Source organism: Streptosporangium sp. NPDC050284, from assembly GCF_044459525.1.
In the GTDB taxonomy this organism is placed as follows: Bacteria; Actinomycetota; Actinomycetes; order Streptosporangiales; family Streptosporangiaceae; genus Streptosporangium.
In genome coordinates this window covers 126,962-147,605 of the sequence record NZ_JBITIZ010000013.1, presented here as the reverse complement: position 1 = coordinate 147,605, position 20,644 = coordinate 126,962, and the positions used below count along the sequence as shown (strand labels likewise).

The 20,644-nt window shown below is 70.0% G+C and carries 17 protein-coding genes and 1 pseudogene; 8 read left to right on the top strand and 10 right to left on the bottom strand.

Annotated elements, in window-relative coordinates:
- Positions 1 to 76: 76 nt before the first annotated feature.
- Both ACIBH4_RS28145 and ACIBH4_RS28140 read right to left on the bottom strand, forming a co-directional pair.
- Positions 77 to 1,018, bottom strand: coding sequence for an SRPBCC family protein (locus tag ACIBH4_RS28145; protein WP_362515603.1), 942 nt, complete (start codon positions 1,016 to 1,018; stop codon positions 77 to 79).
- Between the two features lie 43 nt (positions 1,019 to 1,061).
- Positions 1,062 to 1,376, bottom strand: coding sequence for a metalloregulator ArsR/SmtB family transcription factor (locus ACIBH4_RS28140; RefSeq protein WP_362515601.1), 315 nt, complete (start codon positions 1,374 to 1,376; stop codon positions 1,062 to 1,064).
- Positions 1,377 to 1,609: 233 nt separating this feature from the next.
- On the opposite strand from ACIBH4_RS28140, the gene ACIBH4_RS28135 reads away from it, so the two are divergent.
- The gene (locus ACIBH4_RS28135; protein WP_362515599.1) at positions 1,610 to 2,212 is read left to right on the top strand and encodes a histidine phosphatase family protein; all 603 of its coding nucleotides are present in this window, start codon (positions 1,610 to 1,612) and stop codon (positions 2,210 to 2,212) included.
- Positions 2,213 to 2,293: 81 nt separating this feature from the next.
- Here ACIBH4_RS28135 and ACIBH4_RS28130 read toward each other — a convergent pair whose 3' ends face one another.
- The 4 genes from ACIBH4_RS28130 to ACIBH4_RS28115 form a co-directional block, all read right to left on the bottom strand.
- On the bottom strand, positions 2,294 to 3,361 hold the full coding sequence (locus tag ACIBH4_RS28130; protein ID WP_362765935.1) for a type II CAAX endopeptidase family protein: 1,068 nt from the start codon (positions 3,359 to 3,361) through the stop codon (positions 2,294 to 2,296).
- A 231-nt stretch (positions 3,362 to 3,592) separates the two neighbouring features.
- Positions 3,593 to 4,480, bottom strand: coding sequence for an SMP-30/gluconolactonase/LRE family protein (locus tag ACIBH4_RS28125; protein WP_362515595.1), 888 nt, complete (start codon positions 4,478 to 4,480; stop codon positions 3,593 to 3,595).
- 122 nt (positions 4,481 to 4,602) lie between these two features.
- The gene (locus tag ACIBH4_RS28120; protein ID WP_362515593.1) at positions 4,603 to 5,280 is read right to left on the bottom strand and encodes a response regulator transcription factor; all 678 of its coding nucleotides are present in this window, start codon (positions 5,278 to 5,280) and stop codon (positions 4,603 to 4,605) included.
- The gene (locus ACIBH4_RS28115; RefSeq protein WP_362515590.1) at positions 5,277 to 6,437 is read right to left on the bottom strand and encodes a histidine kinase; all 1,161 of its coding nucleotides are present in this window, start codon (positions 6,435 to 6,437) and stop codon (positions 5,277 to 5,279) included. The genes ACIBH4_RS28120 and ACIBH4_RS28115 overlap by 4 nt, the downstream gene beginning before the upstream one ends.
- A gap of 132 nt (positions 6,438 to 6,569) precedes the next feature.
- Here ACIBH4_RS28115 and ACIBH4_RS28110 point away from each other — a divergent pair, with 132 nt between their 5' ends.
- Both ACIBH4_RS28110 and ACIBH4_RS28105 read left to right on the top strand, forming a co-directional pair.
- A complete protein-coding gene (locus tag ACIBH4_RS28110) occupies positions 6,570 to 7,058 on the top strand; it encodes a hypothetical protein (protein WP_362515588.1) in 489 nt (162 codons plus the stop codon).
- Between the two features lie 304 nt (positions 7,059 to 7,362).
- The gene (locus tag ACIBH4_RS28105) at positions 7,363 to 8,187 is read left to right on the top strand and encodes an NAD(P)H-binding protein (RefSeq protein WP_362766024.1); all 825 of its coding nucleotides are present in this window, start codon (positions 7,363 to 7,365) and stop codon (positions 8,185 to 8,187) included.
- A gap of 41 nt (positions 8,188 to 8,228) precedes the next feature.
- Here ACIBH4_RS28105 and ACIBH4_RS28100 read toward each other — a convergent pair.
- Positions 8,229 to 9,227 (bottom strand): annotated as a pseudogene (locus tag ACIBH4_RS28100) (RNA polymerase sigma factor); the annotation flags it as partial.
- Positions 9,228 to 9,576: 349 nt separating this feature from the next.
- Positions 9,577 to 10,080 (bottom strand): hypothetical protein, encoded by a 504-nt coding sequence (locus tag ACIBH4_RS28095; protein WP_362515586.1) that lies wholly within the window; start codon positions 10,078 to 10,080, stop codon positions 9,577 to 9,579.
- Positions 10,081 to 10,235: 155 nt separating this feature from the next.
- Between ACIBH4_RS28095 and ACIBH4_RS28090 the strand changes: the two genes are divergently transcribed.
- Together ACIBH4_RS28090 and ACIBH4_RS28085 are read left to right on the top strand one after the other, a co-directional pair.
- Positions 10,236 to 11,495: a histidine kinase gene (locus ACIBH4_RS28090; protein WP_362515584.1), complete on the top strand. Its 1,260-nt coding sequence runs from the start codon at positions 10,236 to 10,238 to the stop codon at positions 11,493 to 11,495.
- The gene (locus ACIBH4_RS28085) at positions 11,486 to 12,139 is read left to right on the top strand and encodes a response regulator transcription factor (protein ID WP_362515582.1); all 654 of its coding nucleotides are present in this window, start codon (positions 11,486 to 11,488) and stop codon (positions 12,137 to 12,139) included. Before ACIBH4_RS28090 ends, ACIBH4_RS28085 begins: the two co-directional genes overlap by 10 nt.
- Here the strand turns inward: ACIBH4_RS28085 and ACIBH4_RS28080 are convergent.
- Positions 12,115 to 13,710, bottom strand: coding sequence for a serine hydrolase domain-containing protein (locus ACIBH4_RS28080; RefSeq protein ID WP_362515579.1), 1,596 nt, complete (start codon positions 13,708 to 13,710; stop codon positions 12,115 to 12,117). The two genes, ACIBH4_RS28085 and ACIBH4_RS28080, sit on opposite strands and share 25 nt — an antisense overlap.
- Before the next feature lie 486 nt (positions 13,711 to 14,196).
- Between ACIBH4_RS28080 and ACIBH4_RS28075 the strand changes: the two genes are divergently transcribed.
- Entirely contained in the window at positions 14,197 to 15,978 is a 1,782-nt protein-coding gene (locus ACIBH4_RS28075; RefSeq protein ID WP_362765932.1) for a discoidin domain-containing protein, read from the top strand.
- A 205-nt stretch (positions 15,979 to 16,183) separates the two neighbouring features.
- Here ACIBH4_RS28075 and ACIBH4_RS28070 read toward each other — a convergent pair whose 3' ends face one another.
- Positions 16,184 to 17,044: an aldo/keto reductase gene (locus ACIBH4_RS28070; protein ID WP_362515575.1), complete on the bottom strand. Its 861-nt coding sequence runs from the start codon at positions 17,042 to 17,044 to the stop codon at positions 16,184 to 16,186.
- Between the two features lie 430 nt (positions 17,045 to 17,474).
- Between ACIBH4_RS28070 and ACIBH4_RS28065 the strand changes: the two genes are divergently transcribed.
- The gene (locus tag ACIBH4_RS28065) at positions 17,475 to 18,761 is read left to right on the top strand and encodes an MFS transporter (RefSeq protein ID WP_362515573.1); all 1,287 of its coding nucleotides are present in this window, start codon (positions 17,475 to 17,477) and stop codon (positions 18,759 to 18,761) included.
- A gap of 195 nt (positions 18,762 to 18,956) precedes the next feature.
- A complete protein-coding gene (gene rox, locus ACIBH4_RS28060; RefSeq protein ID WP_362515570.1) occupies positions 18,957 to 20,504 on the top strand; it encodes a rifampin monooxygenase in 1,548 nt (515 codons plus the stop codon).
- Positions 20,505 to 20,644: the final 140 nt, after the last annotated feature.

Here is a 20,644-nt window from a genome sequence, read left to right as displayed (position 1 = left end):
CCACGGGCTTGGACGCTCCGCCGCGACGCGGCGGCGGTTCCATCCGGCCTCCGGCGTTTCATGCCGCGTCCGGGTGTCAGCCCAGGCGGTGCTCGTACAGCTTCCGCAGTTCCTCGACGCGGCCCTGCGGCGGGTGCGGGGCCTCGCCCTGGACGACGGTGAAGAACACCTCCAGGTGCGCCTGCCAGGCGGCGAGCGCCGTCGCGCGAACATCGGCCAGCCGGGCGGGAAGCGTCTGCGTCAGCACGACCCGGGTGCCTTGCGCGGGGTCGTGCGCCAGCTCCCAGCGCACCCGTCCCGCGGGCTCGCCCTCATGGAGCCATTCGTACTCCAGGGCGCGCGGCGCTCCGACCTCCCTGACGGGACCCGCGGGCACATGCGGGTTCGTGAACCACGTCGGGGGCTCCACGCCAGGGCGGAGGGTCTCCCCTGCGGCGAGGATGTTCCACACCTCCTCGACGGGCTTCCAGATCAGGTCGCGCGCGAACCTCACGAGGTGACCGTCTCCGTTCTTTCGCGTCTCCCCCTCGGCCAGGCCGAAGATCTCAACGTAGTCCGCGATCCGGCCACTCCAGCCCGGAGGCCGCTCGAAGGGCTCGCCGTCCAGCCTGGACAGCAGCGCGGCCAGGCAGAGGTCCCAGCCCGCCGCGGTGCGGCCCGCGGTCAGCCTGCCGGTCCAGCCGCCTCCCAGCGTGTGGGTGAGGACGAGCAGGCAGCCCGGCCCGTCGGGGAGAAGCTCGAAGCGCAGCACGTCCTGGTTCCAGCGGAACGCGTACACCTTCGGAGGGTCGAGTTCCAGGATCTGGCCGTGAGTGGAGTCGTCTTCGCCCTCGAAGGTGAAGCGCATCGCCGCACCGACGGACTTCTCGGTCTCCACCGTCGCCGGAAACCAGTGGGCCATCTCGGCAGGGTCGGTGACGGCCTTCCAGACCTTTTCCGGGGAGTGGGCCAGCCGTCGTTCGAAGCGCAGCACCGGCTGGTCGCCGACGGTCCGCAGGGTCGCCAATTGCTCTTCCACTATGTCGCCCTTTCTTAGGTTTTGCCGGATTTCCTGGGTCTCGTTAGATCTCTTCCGGCATGGCGTCGAGGCGGCGTTCGAGCGAGTCCAGGCTCTCGTTCCACATGCTCCGGTAGGGCTCAAGCCAGGCGGCTATCTCGGCGAGCGGCTCGGGCCGCAGCCGATACCACCGGCGCTGCGCGTCGTGCCTGACCTCGACCAGGCCCGCCTCGCGCAGGATCCTCAGGTGTTTCGACACCGTCGGTTGTGTCAACGCGAGCCGCTCCACCAGGTCGCCCACGGGGCGCTCGCCGGTACGGAGCAGATCGAGGATCTCCCTGCGCCGGGGCTCGGCCAGTACTTCGAATGTGGTTGCCACTTCAGCAATATAGCCAAGTTGGCATATAAGATGTCAAGAAGCCTTGAGGGTGGCCCGGACACGTCGCCCGGATCGGCCGCACGGGCGCGGCGCCGGAGGCGGAGGTGTCCGGAAGCGGACACCCGGAATGTCTCTCGCTTGTCCGTGCTCGGATGATTTCGTGGTGTATGAAGTCGTGATCAGTTGGTCCGTCGCCGACGGTGTGACGGACTGGAGATCTTGGAGGTTTCGCGATGGCAGTGGAGCTCGTCTACGAGACGCACTCGATCAGCACCGACAACGAGGCGGGAATCGCCACCGGCTGGCTTCCCGGCACACTCTCGCCGCGCGGTCGCGAATTCGCCCGTGAACTCGGGGAGCGCCGTCGTGATGACGGAATCTCGGTCGTGTTCGTCTCCGATCTGGGGCGCGCCGTCGAGACCGCCGAGATCGCCTTCGGTGGCTCCGACATCCCGGTCCACCGGGACGCGCGGCTCCGCGAGTGCGATTACGGCGAACTCAACGGCATGCCGGTCATCCGGCTCGCCGACGAGCGGTCACGTCACATCGACCTCCCGTGGCCGGGTGGGCAGAGCTACCGTCAGGTAGTGGAGCAGACCTGTGACTTCCTCGGCGACCTCGCGGCCACCTGGGACGGCCATCGTGTCCTGGTGATCTCCCACTCCGCCAACAGATGGGCGCTTGACCACCTCTTCGACGGCCGCAAGCTGGAGGAGCTGGTGGACGCGCCGTTCGACTGGCGAGAGGGGTGGGAGTACGTGGTGCCGACCGGTTTCCACGCGGACGACAGGGCGTCTGCGCCCGAAGGCGGGCGATCGGGGGACAGGCCGTTCTGACACGGTGCGGTGCGGGGATCAGCGGGGCCGGGGCTCAAAGGGGAAGCGGGGGAAACCAGGCTCAGGGGGAGTCACGGGAAGTCACGGGGAGACGGTCTCGATCCTCCGCCTCTTCGCCATGGCCAGGACCACGATCGCGTAGAGGCCGAGCTGCACGACCGTTCCCGCCAGGGTCTGCCAGGGCACCGACCCCTGCTTCAGCGCCTCCGGCAGGCTGCCGTCGGCTCCGCTGACCCCGAAGGCCAGCACGTTGTTGACCACGTGCAGGGCGATGGCCGCCTCCAGACCGCCGGTCCGTACCGCGAGCCAGCCCATCAGCGCACCGAAGGCGAAAACATCGATGATGCCCCAGTCGACATAGGCGTGCACCGCGGTGAAGGCGGCGGTGCTCAGCAGGATGCCCGGCCACGGATTGGCGAGGAAGGCGCCGAACGCCTGGATCAGCCATCCCCGGAAGACGTACTCCTCGGCGGCGGCCTGAAAGGGCACCAGGAGCAGGGTGACGACCAGAACGGGCAGGAAGCGCTCCCAGCCGACCCAGCCGAACAGCTCGCCGAGGTCCTCCCCGGTGGCGACGTAGGTGACGGCGACGGCGGCCTGGCCCAGAACCACGACGCCGATCGCCACCGCCGTGCATCGCGCCATCCACCGCCACCGCAGGCGGCCGGTGACCGAGGAGAGGGTGCCCGGCGGGCGCCGCTGGATCCACGCCACCACGCCGTACACGATCGGCAGGACGACCGCGATCGAGAGCAGGTTGATCCCCAGGTCGAGCACGGGATCGGTGAAGATCTGCTCCTCGGATCCGCCCATCTCGGCGCCCACGATCACGCTGAGCGTCGCACCGCCGAGGATGACGGCGAGTCCGGCCAGCATGAGGCCCGCGAGTCCCGCGACCGTGCCCAGTACCGGGCGCCACCAGGCGTGCAGGCGGGTGCGCGCCAGCAGGTCGTAGCGGCTGCCGGGCGGCGCCGGCACCATCCAGGGGTCGTGCCTCGGCGGGGGCGGGTAGTGGTCCACGGGCGGACCGTACGCGCCCGGTGGCGGACCGTACGCGCCGGACGGGTCGGGGACACCTGGCCGGTAAGGCGGCGGGCCGGAAGGCTGGAGGGGCGTCGCCTCGGACCCGGGGTCCTGGGGGACGTGCATCGAATACCTCCGGGGTGGACACTCCGGCCTTCAGGCCGGGGGGAAATGCGGCGCGGCGCCACCGGTCCGGATTCGCGCCGATCCATTTCGATGGGTTCACGGAGTTTACGAGGTCAGAGGGGGACGCGCCCCATTGGACTCGATGTTCTCCCCGCGTGCTCGGTGACTCCGCCAGGCTTCCCGGTGCATCGGTCGCATCCGTGAGCCGGCCGCCGTCCCGCTTTCGGAAGATCATGCTCCGCGGACGTTGGTCATGATGGCGTAGACGGAGGTGGAGGCCGTCATGAACAGCCAGTTGCGCTTGAGGCCGCCGAAGACCAGGTTGGAGGTCTTCTCGGGAAGCCTGAGCTTGCCGATCAAGGTGCCGTCCGGGGCGAAGCAGTGCACTCCCTCGTGCGTCGCCGCCCAGATCCGACCGGCGGTGTCGAGTCTGATCCCGTCGAGACCGCCCGCCGAGCATTCCGCGAGAACCCTGCCGTTCTCCAGATTGGCGCCCCGTACCTCGAAGGCCCGCAGATGCCCGCGCTGAGTGTCGGCGACGTAGAGCAGGGACTCGTCCGTCGAGAAGGCCAGGCCGTTGGGACGGGCGAAGTCGTCGGCCACCGCCGTGATCTCTCCGGTGGCGGGGTCGAGACGGTAAACCTGATCGTTGCCGATCTCGCTCTCCGCGTGGTGGCCCTCGTAGTCGCTGGCGATGCCGTACCTGGGGTCGGTGAACCACACGGAGTCATCCGACCTGACCACCACGTCGTTGGGGCTGTTGAGGCGCTTGCCCTGCCAACGGTCGGCGATGACGGTGACGGAGCCGTCGTGCTCGGTGCGGGTCACTCGCCGGGCGCCGTGCTCGCAGGAGATCAGCCGGCCCTGCCGGTCGAGGGTGTGACCGTTGCTGTAGCCCGCGGGAGCGCGGAAGGGACCCACGTTTCCCGTCATCTCGTCCCATCGGAGAATCCTGTCGTTGGGGATGTCGCTCCACAGCAGATAGCGACCCGCCGGGACGTAGGTGGGACCTTCGGCCCACCGGCAACCGTGGTAGATCCGCTCGATCCGCTTGTCGCCCCCGACATCGGCGAACCGCTCGTCGAGCGCTTCGAACTCCGCGGCAATAGATTCCGTCATGTAATCCTCCTTGATCGCAGAATACGATTACCAGGATGCGTGAGGGCATCGTGACCTGATCCACCTCAACCGGTGCCGGGCCGGGAACGGCGCGAGGCGGCGGCCGCGCAGGCGGAGCCGGGTCAGCTCGGAAGCGGCCCGCGCGGGGGTGTGGTGCCGAGGCCCGAGCGGTGAGCGATGACGGCGAGCGCCGTGCGGTCCCGCGCGTCGAGTTTGGTCAGGATCCGGCTGACGTAGGTGCGTACGGTGGCCGGGCTGATGAAGAGGGCCGCGGCGATCCTGTCATTGGTCTCGGCGTACCCGATCCGGGTCAGGACGGCGAGTTCCCTTTCGGTGAGGGTGGCGAGCCGAGGGTCGGGCACGGGTGGTTTCGGGGCCCGGGCGAGGCGTTCCATGACGCGCCGGGCGATCGCGGGGGAGAGCACGTTCCCCCCTTCGGCGGCCGTGCGCACCGCCTTGCGGAGGTCCTCCGACGGAGTGTCCTTGAGGAGGTAGCCGGCGGCGCCGAGCGTGACGGCCTCGACGATGTCCTCCTCGTCGTCGAAGGTGGTGAGGATCAGCACCCGTGAGCCGTCCAGGGAGCCATCGGCGCGGATGGCCGCGGTCGCCTCGAGCCCGTTCATGCCGGGCATGCGGATGTCCATGAGCACGACGTCCGGGCGGAGTTCCCGGACGAGGGAGAGCGCCGCGCGTCCGCCGGACGCCTCTGCGGCGACGGTGATGTCCGGATCGTTTTCGAGGAGTGCTCGCAGGCCCGCGCGTACGAGCTCCTGATCGTCGGCGATGACCACCCTGATCATGATGCCTGCTCCAGAGGAAGGACGGCTCGGACGGTGAAACCCGTGGACTCGCGCCCGGCCGTCAGGGTGCCGCCGAGCGTCTCCGCGCGCTCGCGCATCCCGGCGATGCCGTGCCCCGCTCCGCTGTCAGGGTCCTGCCCGGGGCCGTCATCGGTCACGGACAGGCGCAGGACCGCTCCGTCGTCGAGCGCGACGACGCGGGCGCGGGTGCCGCGCGAGTGCTTGACGATGTTGGTGACCGCCTCCTGGACGATTCTGAACGCGCAGGCGTCGACCGTCGCGGGAAGCTCGGTGGTGACACGCATCTCGAGGTCGAGGTCGATCCCCGCCGCGGCGGCCGTCTCACGCAGTGAGCCCACGCTCGACAGCGAGAGGACCGACCTCGGATTCTCGTCAGGGGCGCGGAGGAGGGCGACGGTCCTGCGCAGCTCGCTCATCGTGCACGTGCTGGTGGACTTGATCAGATCGAGAGCCGCCCGGGTCCGCGACTCGTCGTGGCCGAGCGACTCGCGAGCGACATCGGCGTGCAGGGAGATGACGGAGGTCGTGTGACCGATCGAGTCGTGCAGCTCTCGCGCTATGGCGAGGCGTTCGGCGTGAAGTCGGGCGTCGGCCTCCTGCCGGTAGCGCTGGGCGGTGAGCTCGGCGATCCGCCTCGCCCCCGCCTGCACGGTCCTTCTCGACCTCAGGCCGTCTCCCAGGGCGATCGCCGCGGCCATGAGCAGGACGTGCCCGGCCAGCTCGTAGCCGACGACGAACGAGAAGTCCTCACCCTCGATGAGGCGGAAGAACAGCGAGACCGCGATCACGACGGTGGCGGTGACGACGGCGTGGACGAGCCGGCCGAACTCGGCCGCCGAGAACAACGCCGCGGCGACGGGAACGGCCACTCCCACGGCCGGGTGGCCGGCGGCGTAGTAGGCGAACAAACCCAGGGCGGTGACGGCGAGCACGGCCGTCGGGTGACGCCGCCGGACGAGCATCAGCGCCCCCAGGCCCACGGCCCACAGATGGGCGATCGGGTCCGGGCTCTGCCGTCCGCCCTGGCCGGAGGAGATGACGATCGACAGCACGAGGGTGACACCCACGCCGATCAGGGCGTCGACCGCCCAGGGCGGGAGTCTCGTTCGTGCCTGAACACGCTGTTCTTCGACCACGCAGCCACCCTACGGCGCCGTCGCGACGCTCCGCAGTCCACGTGAGGCGACACGGAAAGTCGCCTTCCGACGTACGGGTGTCGAGATCGGACACGGATGTGCCGCGCCCCTCACGCTTTCTAGTTTGAGGCCATGACCTCTCACAACACCTCGCCGCGTGGGCCGCTCGCCCGAAGGCGCCCGGCGCTCGGGCTGCCCTTGATCGCCGTGATCGGCCTCGCTCTTCTCGCCGCGCCCCGGGTCGTGCTTCACGACCTGGACATCATCCACGAGGGCACCTTCGTGAACGCCCTGTTCGTCTTCGTGCCTCCGATCGTCTGGATCGCGGTCGTCCTCTGGAAACGAGTACCCAACCCCTTCCTCACCCTCCTTGTCGTGGGCCTGTTCTACGGCGTCTTCCTGGCCGTGGGACATCAGGTGCTCTGGGAGGCCGCCTTCGGCGACAACCCGCCCGTACTCGGTGGAAACCTGGGCGACGTCGACCCGGCGGTACAGTCCCTCATCCTCCGCCTCTTCGCCGCGGTGAGCAGTGTCTTCACCGGGGTGATCGTCGGAGCGATCACCGGCCTCGTCGCCTGGGGGCTCGGCAAGGTCGTTCCCTCGGGTGCCCGGGAGGCCTGAACGGCGCGCCACGGCGGGAGACGGCAGTTCCCTTCGTCGGGCGCGGGTGGCGGCCCGTTCCCGCGAGACAGCGTGTCCGTTCGGTTCGGCGATCCTTCGTGCCGCGGGGCTCGTCGTGGCAGGAATTAAATCCGAGGCGGCCGGTGCGCCTTCGCCGGTACGCTCCCCGGGCATCTCCCGGCCGTCAGCGGGCCGTCGACGGGACCGTCCGCGCGGAACCGGTGCGGACTCCGGGAGGGGGCGCGGGAAACCCGTGGAAAGGCCGCAGGGAAGCCGCGGAAGAGGAGAGGAAACGCCGTTGACCATGATCGCTGTGACCGGTGTCACGGGAAATCTCGGAAGGCTCGTCATAGAGGACCTGCTCGCCAGGGTCCCCGCCCGAGACCTCGTCGCGCTCGCCCGTACCCCGAAGAAGGCGGAGGACCTGCTCGGCGGCGGTGTCGAGGTGCGGCACTGTGATCATGACGACGCCGCGTCCGTCGACGCCGCGCTCGCCGGGATCGAGGTGCTGCTCTTGGTGTCCGGGCCGGACATGACGCCCGGAGTCCGCGTGCGACAGCACCGCACCGTCGTCGACGCCGCCGTCAGGGCGGGGGTGCTCCGCGTCGTCTACACCAGCGCCGTGGGCGCGGAGGACGGCCGTGGCCCCGTCGCCGACCACACGGCGACGGAGAGGGCGCTCCGCGAGGCGGGTCCGGCCTACACCGTGCTGCGCAACGCCCTCTACTCCGAGGCGTTCCTGGGCGCCGCGCTGGCCCAGGCGGGAAAAGAGGGTGAGATCACCTCCTCCACCGCTGGCCGGCCGCTCAACACCGCGAGGTTCCGTGACCTGGCGCTGGCCGCGAGTGCCGCCCTCACCGGTTCCGGGCACGAGAACGCGACCTACGAGTTGCTCGGTCCGCTGTGGACCTATCCGGAACTCGCCGAGGTTCTCACCCGCGTTCTGGGCAGGCCGATCGAGCATCGGGAGATCACCGACGCGGAGGCCGGCTGGCTGGGGGGCGTGTTCCCCGCGGTACGCGCCGGTGCCCTCGCCGCGACCGGCTCCGACCTCGCGCGCCTGCTGGGGCGACCGCCGTCGGGCCTGGAGGAGACGGTCACCGCCCTCGTCGCCCGTACGGCCGGCTGAGCGTCACCTGCCTGTGTGGACGCGGGACGGCCGGGGAGCGGTCAGGTCAGATAGTCGCGCAGGGCCCGCGAGCGCGAGGGGTGGCGCAGCTTCGTCATGGTCTTGGACTCGATCTGCCGGATGCGCTCGCGGGTCACCCCGTAGGCGCGTCCGATCTCCTCGAGGGTCTTGGGCCGCCCGTCACCGAGCCCGAACCGCATCGCCACCACCCCGGCCTCACGCTCCGACAGCGCCTCCAGGATCGTGTGCAACTGCTCCTGCAGCAGCGCGGAGGCCACCGCGTCCTCGGGGGTGATCGCCTCGGAGTCCTCGATGAGGTCGCCGAACTCACTGTCGCCCTCGGTGCCCAGCGGGCTGTGCAGGGAGATCGGCTCCCGCCCGTATCCCTGGACCTCGACGACCCGCTCCGGGGTCATCTCCAGCTCCACGGCCAGCTCCTCCGGAGTGGGCTCGCGGCCCAGGTCGGTCGTCATCTGCCGGTGCACACGCGCCAGCTTGTTGATCACTTCGACCATGTGAACGGGGATGCGGATGGTGCGGGCCTGGTCGGCGAGCGCCCGGGTGATCGCCTGCTTGATCCACCAGGTGGCGTACGTGGAGAACTTGAATCCCTTGGTGTAGTCGAACTTCTCCACGGCGCGGATCAGCCCCAGGTTGCCCTCCTGGATCAGGTCCAGGAACAGCATGCCCCGGCCGGTGTGGCGCTTGGCCAGCGACACCACCAGGCGCAGGTTGGCCTCCAGCAGGTGGTTCTTGGCCCGGTGGCCGTCTTCCGCGAGCCATTCGAGCTCCGCGCGCACGTCGGGCTGGAGCCGGGCACCCTCGTTGAGCCGCTCGGTGGCGAACAGCCCCGCCTCGATGCGCCGGGCGAGCTCGACCTCCTGCTCGGCGTTGAGCAGGGAGATCCTGCCGATCTGCTTGAGATAGTCCTTGACGGGGTCGGTGCTGGCTCCGACGCTCGCTTCCAGGGCTGCGGGCGCCTCGTCGTCGTCGGTCAGAACGAGCTCTTCTTCGGCCTCGACAACCTCAACGGTGCCTTCCACGGTAGCGGCTTCCATGGCGTTCACACCTTCCCCAGGTCTGGTCGGATACAACAACCTGTGCAGTTCAAGGTACGTCCCGCGACGGTGTGCTGCGTCGCCTGGCTCGCCGTCGCGTCCTTCGCCGGGAGCTGATCGGCTCCGCCGCCTACAGGTGCTGGGTCCCGTTCCGCCTCCGAACAACCGCAGGGCCGCCTTCCCTCAGGGGAAGGCGGCCCTGCGGTTGTGGCCGGCGACGCTGCGGGTGTTGCCGTGGTGATGGAGTACGGGTGGGGGAGCGGGGACCTGAGCCCGCTGTATCCGACCGAGTCCGTGAGGACGGGACAGGGGCGGATGGGGTCGGGGCGGATCAGGACGGGAAGTCGTTCGGGTTGACACCGGTCGTCCTGGCGTTGCCGCCCCTGACCGGGTTGAGGGTGAGGGTCCAGACGGTCGAGCTGGTCCTGGTCGTGGTGAACCTCAGCCGGCTGGTGAAGCGCTGGTAGGAGGGGGACTGGGCGAACCTGCCCCGGGAGGTGTCGAACCGGTGGCCGGAGGTGAAGAAGATGGTGTAGTTGCCGTCCCGCACACCGGTGGCGGTGGCGGTGGACCGGGCGCGGACGTAGACGCTGATCGCCTTGGACCTGCCGCGGACCAGTGTGATGACGGCGTCCCTGCTGTTGCCGTTCTTCACCTTCAGCTTGCCCCGGCCGCCGCTGATGCGGTTGTAGAGGATCTTGCCGTTACCCGGTCGCGCGGCCGCCTCGGTGGAGGAGACGGTGATGGTCTCCTGGGCCGAGGCGGGGGCGGCGAGGGAGCCGGTCAGCAGGACGGACGCGAGGATCGCTCCCGCGAGGGGACGTAGATGAATCATTGCGCAAATATGGCCAATCCCCGGTGGCCGGTCAACGCGAATTCGTGCTGGTGGGGCCTTTCGGTCGTTTTGTGTAGGTATTGGATCCTGTGATGATCGCCCGCGTGGGGCTCGGGCTCCGAAGGGCTCAAAGGAAGGTCAATACAATTCGTCTGATGTCGACGACGCCGATGACGAACGCCATGCCGCGGCCGCTGCCTCGTCCCGCCCGGTCGGGGACACCGGCCACAAGGGCGGCCCGGCGCGTCACCGGTCTGGCCGCAGGGGCCGTGACAGGCCTCGCCGAGCTGGGTTTCCTGTGCGTCGCGGCCGTTCTGTTCGTGATCCTTGCCGCGTGGTCCGGGGGCCGACGCGCCGCCCGGCGGTTCGCGGAGGTGGGGATGGCATGGCTGGTCGCGTTGGAACGCGCCCGGCTGGCGGCGTGGTTCGGATACGACACCGGTGGGGTGCCGGTCGGGAGTGGCGTCGGCTACCTCGCGCTGCGGGCGACGTTCGGCACGTTCGCGAGCTATCTGACCTTCGCCGGCCTCTTCGTCGGCCTGCTCTTCCTGTATGGCGGCGTCGGGGAACTACTCTCCGGCGCGTCGTCCCCGGTCTCGCTGCGATACCCCGGCGTGCGTCTGACGGTCGACAGCGGGCCGCTGGGCACCGTCTACGGGTTGGTCCTGCTGGGGCTGTCCGCGCTGTGGGGCGCCGCGACGGTGACAGCGGAGCGGCGGTTGGCCGCGTACTTCGCCGGTCCTGGGGAGCGGGAGGCGATGCGCCGCCGCATCGAGGAACTGACCGTCACCCGTAGCGGCATCGTACGGGCCGTCGACGACGAGCGCCGCCGCATCGAGCGCGACCTGCACGACGGCGTCCAGCAGAGGGGCGTGGCCCTGGGGATGCTGCTGGGCAGGGCGCGGCACGGCGCCGACCCGGCCGCGGTCGCCGCCCTCGTGGACCAGGCATACGTGGAATCGCGCCGCCTCCTGGACGAACTGCGCGACGTGGCCTGGAGTGTTTACCCGGCCGCTCTGGACGAGCTGGGCCTGCGCGCGGCCCTGGCCGGGGTGGCGGAACGAGCGGGCGTGCCGGTGACCGTCCACTACGGCCTCGCGGAACGCCCGGTCTCCGAGATCGAGACGGCCGTCTACTTCGTAACCCGCGAGGCCATCGCCAACGCCGCGAAGCACGCGGGCGCCCAAGGCGTCCTGGTGGTTCTGAGCGAGGACGAGCACACGGTGACCGTGGAGATCACCGACGACGGCAGGGGCGGGGCCGATCCCGCGGGTGGCGGGCTGTCCGGGCTGGAGCGGCGGGTTCTGGCGCTGGACGGCGCCTTGGAGGTGGACAGCCCTTCGGGTGGCCCGACCAGGATCACGGCGACCCTGCCCCGCAATGGGGCCGAACGCCCGGAGCGGTCATGCGCCTGATCCTCGCCGATGATTCCGTGCTGTTCCGCGAGGGCCTGATCCGCCTCCTGGAGGAGGCGGGGCACGTGGTGGTAGCGGCGGTCGGCGACTCGGCGGGGCTGCTCGGGGCCGTGGACGAGCACCGCCCCGACGTGGCGATCGTGGACGTGCGCATGCCGCCGGGACAGGCGGGCGAAGGGCTGCGGGCCTCACTGACGATCCGGGAGCGGTGGCCGGACGTCGGCGTGCTCGTGCTGTCGCAGTACGTCGAGACGGCCTACGCCGCCCGGCTGCTCGCCGGAACCCCGGAAGGGCTGGGATATCTGCTCAAGGACCGGGTGACCGAGGTGGGCGAGTTCCTGGAGTCCTTGGAGCGGGTCCGCGCGGGCGGGGCGGTCTTCGATCCGGAGGTGGTCAGGCGGCTGCTCGTCCGCACCACTCGGGCCGACCCGCTGAGCAGGCTCACCCGGCGGGAGACCCAGGTACTGGAGCAACTGGCCCAGGGCCTTGTCAACGGCGCGATCGCCGAGCGTCTGCACGTGTCCCAGAGCGCGGTGGAGAAGCACATCAACGCGATCTTTGACAAGCTCGGGCTGTCGCGAACCCCCGGCTACAGCCGGCGCGTCCTGGCCATCCTGCGCTATCTGGAAGGTCTGGACGGCTGAGCGGAGCTGTGATCGCCTTCCCCGGAGCCGGGCGAGGGCGTGCGGCGTGTCCGCAGCAGATGGCCGATCCGTACGAGGACCAGGATCGCGCAGGCCCCGGTGGCGAGAACGAGCCAGATCATGAAGGACAGGTAGAGATAGGTCACCTGCATCCAGGTGATGTCCTTTCCCCTGGCCAGCACTCCGAAGACATCGGTGATCGTGAGGCACAGCACCCCCGGCGCCGCGTACGGCAGCAGCCGCGCCGCCGCGCGCCACACCGGGCGACCGGAGTACCGGCCGGCCCACCGGCGGGAACGGGCCAGCCCATGTCCCGCCATGAGAAGCGTCGCGACGGCGGTCAGCGCCATGGCGAGATCGATGACGAGGAAGGGGGAGACCGAGGGGGGCGCCTCGGGCTCCTCTCCCTCGGCCATGGCGACCAGCGCGTCCGCGACGGCGTCGCTGTCGCCGTACGCCGTACCGGTGTTGGACATGACCACGATGCCGTACCCGGACCGGGGCAGGAGCGTCTGCTGGGCCGTCGCGGTGAGCAGGTCGCCGCCGTGTCCGACGACCGGTGAGCCCTTCGCGGTCGTGCCGAGCGACCAGCCCAGGGCGTAGGAGTCGTTGATCCTGGACGGGGTGCGCATCTCCGCGACGCTCGCGGCGGAGACGACACGGACGCCGCCGGGGCCTGTCCCCTCGCCACTCTGCGTGATCATCCACCGGGCCATGTCCCTCGCGCTGCTGATCACCCCGCCGGAGCCGTTGCCGAACCCCGGGGGCTCGGCAACGGCGAGCGTGGCGCCCAGCAGGTGAAGATGGCCCCGCGCGCTCGCGGGGAGGTCGCGCTCGGTGTCGATCGTGGTGCTGTTCCGCATGCCGAGCGGGCCGAACACGTGCTCTCGCAGGTAACCGGCGAAGGTCATGCCGCTCGCCACCTCGACCAGCCGAGCGGCGACCTGGGCGTTGGTGTTGTGATAGCTCCACCGGGTTCCGGGGGCGGCGGCCAGCCTCGCGTCTCCCAGCCGCGCGACGGCCTCGCGGAGCGAGCGGGGCTGGGGCAGGCTTCTTTCCGGAAAGGCCTCGTCGGCCATGCCCGAGGTCTGGTCCAGCAGCTGGCGGACGGTGATGCGCGCCGCCCGCGGATCGGCCATCACGAACTCGGGGAGCCGGACGCGTACCGGCTCGTCGAGCCTGACCACTCCCTTCTCCACCAGCTGCATGACGGCCAGGGAGGTGAAGGACTTGCTGAGTGACGCGATCGCCATGGGGGTGTCCGCCGTGACGGGATCACCGGAGGCGGTATGGCCGTAACCGGCGACGTGGACGACCTCGTCCCCCTTGGTGACGGCGACCGCGACCCCCGGCAGGCCGGTCGCCTCCCGGTAGGCGTTCACGAAACGGTCGACGGACGCGGGACCGATCTGCTCGGCCTCGCGGGTCTTCCGGCTCTCTCCGGTCTCCCCGGTGGCGCTCGTACCTGCGAAGGTCGTCACCGCCGTCAGGAGGAGCACCGCGAGCGTGACGGCGCGGGCCGTCGGGAGATGTCGGGGGACAGGGCTGTTGATGATCTTAAATTCGGGCACCGGTCGACGCTACGTACGTTGCCTCGTCCGGACCACTGGGAGATTCCGCCGGGTTCACCTGCGAAAAACCACAGGTTCCCGACACCCGGGGCTGTGGCTCTGCGCTCTCCCCGTTCCTTCCGGCTGTCTTCCGGCGGCGATTCGGGAAGGTGAAACATCGGACCGTTCCAGGTCGGTGTTTTGCTCCACGCGTCCTCATCTCCCCCTGTCGGTTGTCGCGTCATATAAAGCCACTCTTCGGGCGTATTTTTGCGAAAAGAAGTAGAAACATTGCAGACATCTGCCTGTCATCCTATGGTGTTCGCAGCGCCGCTCGCCGATCTCCGTCGGTGACGGTGGCAGTCTCTCCGCCCCCCACCGGCTGGATCGCGGCGACCACATGTCCCGTCGACCGCGGCGATCCGGCCCCGCGTGACGAAGGGTCAGCCGATGAAGACATCCGATCAATCTGTCAGTCGCTTACGCCATACCGGGCGATGCGCCCAGATGGTCCTCGCGCTCCTGCTGGCCACCCTGTGCTGGGCCGGAGTCCAGGCACCGCTCCCGGCGCGGGGCGCGGCCGTGCCCGAACAGTCCTCCAACGTCCATCTCTTCTACTACTCCTGGTACGGCAACCCCCAGACGAGCGGGGAGTGGCGGCACTGGCAGCAGGGGGGACGCACCCCACCCAACGACGTGGGCGCCGACCTGTACCCCAGCCTGGGTGCCTACGACTCCGGCGACTACGCGGGCGCCGTCACCAGGCACATGCAGTGGATCAAGCAGGCCGGGGTCGGCGTCATCGTCTACAGTTGGTGGGGCCGCGACAGCTTCGAGGACAGGCTCACCCGGGGCGTGATGGACGCCGCCGCGCGGTACGGCGTCAAGGTCGCCTGGCACCTGGAGCCGTACGAGGGGCGCACGGCGGCCTCCACCGTCGAGGACATCCGCTACATCAACACCCGCTACGGCTCCCACCCGGCCTTCTACCGTGACGCCGAGCACGGCGATCGGGCGGCGTTCTACGTCTTCGAGAGCCTGAGGATCACCGACTGGGCCGCGCTCGACCAGGTCACCGCGGGCAACATCGTGCTCGCCCAGACCACCGACACGTCGAAGATCGCGCACTTCTCCGGTATGTACACCTACGACGGGATCGCCGGTGCCACCGCGCCCGGTTGGGCCAACGCGAGCGCGTACGCCAAGCAGAACAACCTGATCTGGGCGCCCTCGGTGGCTCCCGGCTATATCGACGACCGCGCGGTGCCGGGCAACACCACCCCGACCCTGGGCCGCGCCAACGGTGCCACCTACGACCTGGAGTGGTCCAACGCCCTCGACCCGGCCAAGGGCGGCCTGCCGACCTGGGTCTCCATCACCTCGTTCAACGAGTGGCACGAGGGTAGTTCCATCGAGCCCGCAGACTCCACCCCGCCCGCCGGGTTCGGCTACCAGACCTTCGAGGGTGCCTACGGCAGGACGGGGACCGCGGCGGAGACCGCCTACCTGGACCGGACGAAGTACTGGGCGACGGAGTTCGAGACCCGCAGGACCGGCGGCACGCGAGACACCCAGCCCCCGACCGCGCCGGGTGCCGCGCGCGCCGTCCCGGCCTCCAGCACGAGCATCACGGTGGGCTGGACCGCGGCCACCGACAACGTCGGGGTGACCGGCTACGACGTCTACCGCGAGGCGGGCGCCACCGACGTCAAGGTGGGCAGCACCGCGGGAACGTCGTTCACCGTCACCGGTCTCACTCCGTCGACCTCCTACAGCTTCTACGTGGTCGCCAGGGACGCCGCGCAGAACACCTCGCCGCCCTCAGGAACGGTGACCGCGGCGACCGGGCCCCCACCCGGGTGCTCTCCCGGCACCGGAGACCTCGCCAGGAACAAGGTGGTCAGCGCGAGCAGCGTCACCCAGAACTACGTGGCGGCGAACGCGGTCGACGGCGACGCGAACACCTACTGGGAGAGCGCCAACCACACCTTCCCTCAGTCGATCACCGTTGACCTCTGCGCCCAGGCCTCCGTCGGGCGCCTGGTGCTGAGGCTGCCGCCGTCCGCGGCCTGGGGAACGCGTACCCAGACGCTGTCGGTGCAGGCCTCGTCCGGCGGCGACTTCGAGACGGTCGTGCCGTCGCGGGGCCACGTCTTCGACCCGGCCACCGGCAACACCGTAACCATCACCTTCCCGGCGACGGCGAAGAGGTACGTACGGCTGAACATCACAGGGAACACCGGCTGGCCCGCCGGGCAGATCTCCGCCTTCGAGGTCTATTCCTCCTAGTGGCCCGCCGTACGCGTTCAATGATCGAGAACGCGTGAGGCCGGTCGGGACGACGGTTCGTGCCGACCGGCCTGACGGACACGAGCGGGTGAGTGTACGCCGGACGCGCCTGGCAGGAGCGGTACCGCAGCGGCGCGGGTCCATCGGACGGGCATGGGGAGCGGCACCATCGCGGGGGCCGCTCCCCATGCCCGAGCGCGTCTCGTCAGGCCGCGTCGAGGCGGGCCGTCTCCTCGGCGGACAGTTTCACGTCGGCCGCGCCGACCGAGTCACGGATGGTCTCGGGACGAGAGGAACCCGGGATCGGGATCACCACCGGCGCCTTGGCGAGCATCCACGCCAGGCACACCCGCTGCGGGCTCACCCCGTGCGCCCGTGCGACGTCCGCGAACACGGCGAACCGCGAGCCCAGCTCTCCGGCCTGCGAGATCCCGCCCAGCGGGCTCCACGGCAGGAACGCGATACCCAGCTCCGCGCACAGCTCCAGCTCGGGCTCGCTGGAGCGGAACGACGGCGAGAACTGGTTCTGCACGCTCACCAGCCGCCCGCCGAGGATCTCGTTGGCGAGCCGGATCTGGTCCGGGTCGGCGTTCGAGACGCCCGCGAAACGGATCTTGCCCGCGTCCAGCAGGTCGCGGATCGCCCCGACCGACTCCGCGTACGGAACCTTCGGGTCGGGGCGGTGGAACTGGTAGAGCCCGATGGCCTCGACGCCGAGGCGCGCGAGCGACGCGTCGCAGGCCTTCTTCAGGTGGTCGGGCGAACCGTCCAGGGTCCACGAGCCGTCGCCGGGGCGCACATGGCCGCCCTTGGTGGCGATCAGCACGTCGGACGTGTCACCCCCGTAACCGGCGACCGCGCGGGCGATCAGGGACTCGTTGTGGCCGACCTCGTCCGCGCCCATGTGATAGGCGTCCGCGGTGTCGATCAGCGTCACGCCCGCCTCCAGCGCGGCGTGGATCGTCGCGATCGAACGCTGCTCGTCGGGGCGCCCCTCGATCGACATCGGCATTCCGCCGAGACCGATCTCGCTGACCTGGACATCGCCGATGCGGCGTGTCTGCATGGGAGCTCCTTCTTGGGGATCGGTTGGTACCTCTTCACCCTGCCCCGATTAAGCTATCCAATGAGAGTCACCGATCGTCTTCAGGTGGTCCCGGTGACGAGACGCGTCGCGGAGCCCGTCACTTGAGCGTGGGGTAGACGTCGAATCGGGTGCGTTCACCAGGTCGAGGATCAGTTCGATCGTGCCTTTCGGAGTCAGGTGTCCCACGGCTCGGTCAGGGCGCTCTGAGCGGCCTCTCGCGGCGTGCGGCAGGTGATCCTCCCGATGCGTGGGCGCGCGGCCCGTGGGGTTCGCCGTCCCGGAATGATTACGAAGGCGGTTCGTGTTTCGCCTGGGTGATCGCGAATACGACGGTGCCTGATGGGCAGGCCCGGGGAGCGTGTCCCATGGCACGCGGATGTCTTGCGCGACACTCGACGACCGTGACCAGGTGTCCTTCCCGACGCCCGACGACCGTGACCAGGAGCCGAGCATGCCCGTCCGATCACCGGCGCCTCCCAGGGAGGCGCCGGCGGCGCCGCGGCGCCGGGTCTCCGCCGCCACGGGATTCTGGCTGGCGGCCGCCGCGTTCGCGGCCCAGATGGGATTCGGTACCGCGCCGACCCCGCTGTGGCCGCTCTACCAGGCCAGGGACGGGTTCGGCCCGACCACGGTCACCGTCGCCTTCGCGATCATGGTCGTCGGCTCCGCCGTGAGCTTTCTGGCCATAGGCCACCTGTCGGACCGGTTCGGCCGCCGCCGTGCCATCGTGCCCGCCCTGCTCGTGGCGGTCCTCGCCGCCGTCGTCCTGACGGCCTGGCCCGCCCTGCCGGGACTGCTTCTCGGCCGCCTGCTGACCGGTGTGGCCGTCGGGCTGATGGCCTCGACGGCGACCGCGTACCTGCACGAGCTGTACGACCGGGCGCATCCCGGCCGGACCTCGGCCATGCCCGGCGTGGTCGCCACCGCGGCGAATCTGGGCGGACTGGCGCTGGGCCCGCTGATCGCCGGGGTCGTCGCGGAGTGGGGGCCCACGCCGCTGGTCACCGCGCAGGCCGTCTTCGCGGTCACCATGACCGTGATGGCGATCCTGGTGCTTTTCATGCCGGAGACCGTCGACGTCGCGAGACGTGCCCGCGACCGGCCCGCCAGGTTCGCGCTGAGGACGGGAGGCGAGGCGGGCTTCGCCGCGTCCGCCGCCCTGGGTTTCGTGTCGTTCGCCGTGTTCGGCCTCATCTCCTCGCTCGGCGCGATCATGCTCAGGGACCAGTTGGGCGTCACCTCTCCTCTCGTCTCGGGGATCGCGCCGTTCCTGATGTTCGGCGCGGCGGCGACGGCCCAGATCCTCCTCGGCTCCCAGCCACAGGGGCGGCTATCCCTGCTGGGCCTGCTGTCCTTCCCCTCGGGACTCGCCCTGGTCGCGCTGTCGCTCCACCGTCCCGTCCTCTGGCTCTACCTGGTCGCCCTGGTTATGTCCGGGGCGGGTGCGGGCCTGCTGTTCAAGGTCGCCGTCGGATGGGCCGCAGCCGTCGCGGCGCCGCATTCTCGCGCGGGGGTGCTGGCGGTCTTCTTCGTGATCTCGTACGTCGGCATGGGGCTGCCCGCCATCCTGTTCAGCCTCGCCCTGCGGTCCTTCGCACCGCAGGTGACGATGATCGGTTTCGGTGCCGTCCTCTCGTCCGCCGCGGTCGTCGCACTGCTTCTGACCCGGCTTTCCCCTGTGGGGCGGCGACGGTGAGGTGGTGAGGAAAAGGAATGGACGGGATGACGCTCGGGCTTGTAGTTTGCGGCTGACCGTGACACCGCCCGAGGAGGTGAGACCCATGAACGCTGTATCGACGTGGGTGCTCCCCCTTCCCGTCACGGCCGGGCGATCGAGGTAGGTGTCGCCGGGAGCGCCTCTTTGACAAGGCACTCCCGAAAGGCAACACCTATGCACTCTCAGCAGGCCACCGCCGAGCCGCCGTCGAACGACGAGGGCGAGCGCGGCTCCACCGCGGGCGACGTCCCCGGAGTTCTCCGGTCACCGGTCTCCGGCGCCGATCGCGCGCCCCTCGTCTTCGATGTGATCATTGCCGGGTGCGGGCCGACCGGCGCGATGCTCGCCGCCGAACTGCGACTGCACGACGTGCGGGTACTCGTTCTGGAGAAGGAGATCGAGCCCACGTCGTTCGTCCGCATAGTCGCCCTGCATATTCGCAGTCTCGAGTTGATGGCGATGCGCGGACTGCTGGAGCGCCTGCTCCAGCACGGAAGACGACGTCCGGCCGGCGGTCTCTTCGCCGCCATCCCCAAACCCGTGCCCAAGGGCCTGGATTCCGCGTACGCCTATCTGCTGGGTATCCCACAGCCGGTCATCGAGCGCCTGTTCGCAGAGCACGCGATCGAACTGGGCGCGCGGGTCCGGCGCGGGTGCGCGGTCGCCGGTTTCGAGCAGGACGACGAGGGGGTGACCGTCGAGCTGGCCGACGGCACGCGGCTGCGTTCGCGCTACCTCGTCGGCTGTGACGGCGGGCGCAGCACGGTGCGCAAACTGCTCGGTGTCGGCTTCCCCGGCGAGCCCTCACGGACCGAGACGCTGATGGGCGAGATGGGAGTGGGCATGTCGCAGGCGGAGATCGCCGCCAGGGTGACCGAAGTCCGCGAGACCCATCGGCCGTTCTGGCTCCGGCCCTTCGGCGAAGGGATCTACAGCGTCGTGGTCCCCGCGCCGGGAGTCGGCGACCGCGCGCAGCCGCCCACCCTTGAGGATTTCAAACAAGGGTTACGCGCCGTCGCCGGAACCGATTTCGGCGTGCACTCCCCGCGCTGGACGTCCCGCTTCGGGGATGCCACCCGGCTGGCCGAACGGTATCGGGTCGGGCGGGTGCTGTTGGCCGGCGATGCGGCGCACATCCATCCACCCATCGGCGGGCAGGGCCTCAACCTGGGCGTTCAGGACGCGTTCAACCTCGGCTGGAAACTGGCCGCACAGATCCGCGGCTGGGCCCCGCAGGCGCTGCTGGACAGCTACCAGGCCGAACGTCGCCCGGTCGCCGAGGACGTGCTGGACAACACCCGCGCCCAGACGGAACTGCTGTCCGGCGAACCGGGCCCGCAGGCCGTGCGCAGGCTGCTCACCGAACTGATGGACTTCGACGAGGTGAACCGCCACCTGACCGAAAAGATCACCGCGACCGGCATCCGCTACGACTTCGGCGAAGGCCCCGACCTGCTCGGCCGCCGCATGCACGACATCGACGTGCGACAGGGCCACCTCTACGGGCTGCTGCATCGTGGCCGTGGCCTGCTGCTGGATCGCACCGAACGCCTCACCGTCGGTGGCTGGTCAGACCGGGTCGATCACCTCGCGGATCCCACCGCGGAGCTGGACGTCCCGTGCGTCCTGCTGCGTCCCGACGGTCACGTCGCCTGGATCGGCGACGATCAGCAGGACCTGGACGACCACCTCTCCCGCTGGTTCGGCAGGCCCGCCGACTGAATCTCGCCCGAGCGGCGGAAAGGCCCGAGAGGAGTGCTCGCGTCGGGGGGGGCCCCCCCCCGGGGGGGGGGGGGGCGGGGGGGGGGGGGGGGGGGGGGGGGGGGGGGGGGGGGGGGCCCCCCCGCGGGCCCCCCCCCGGG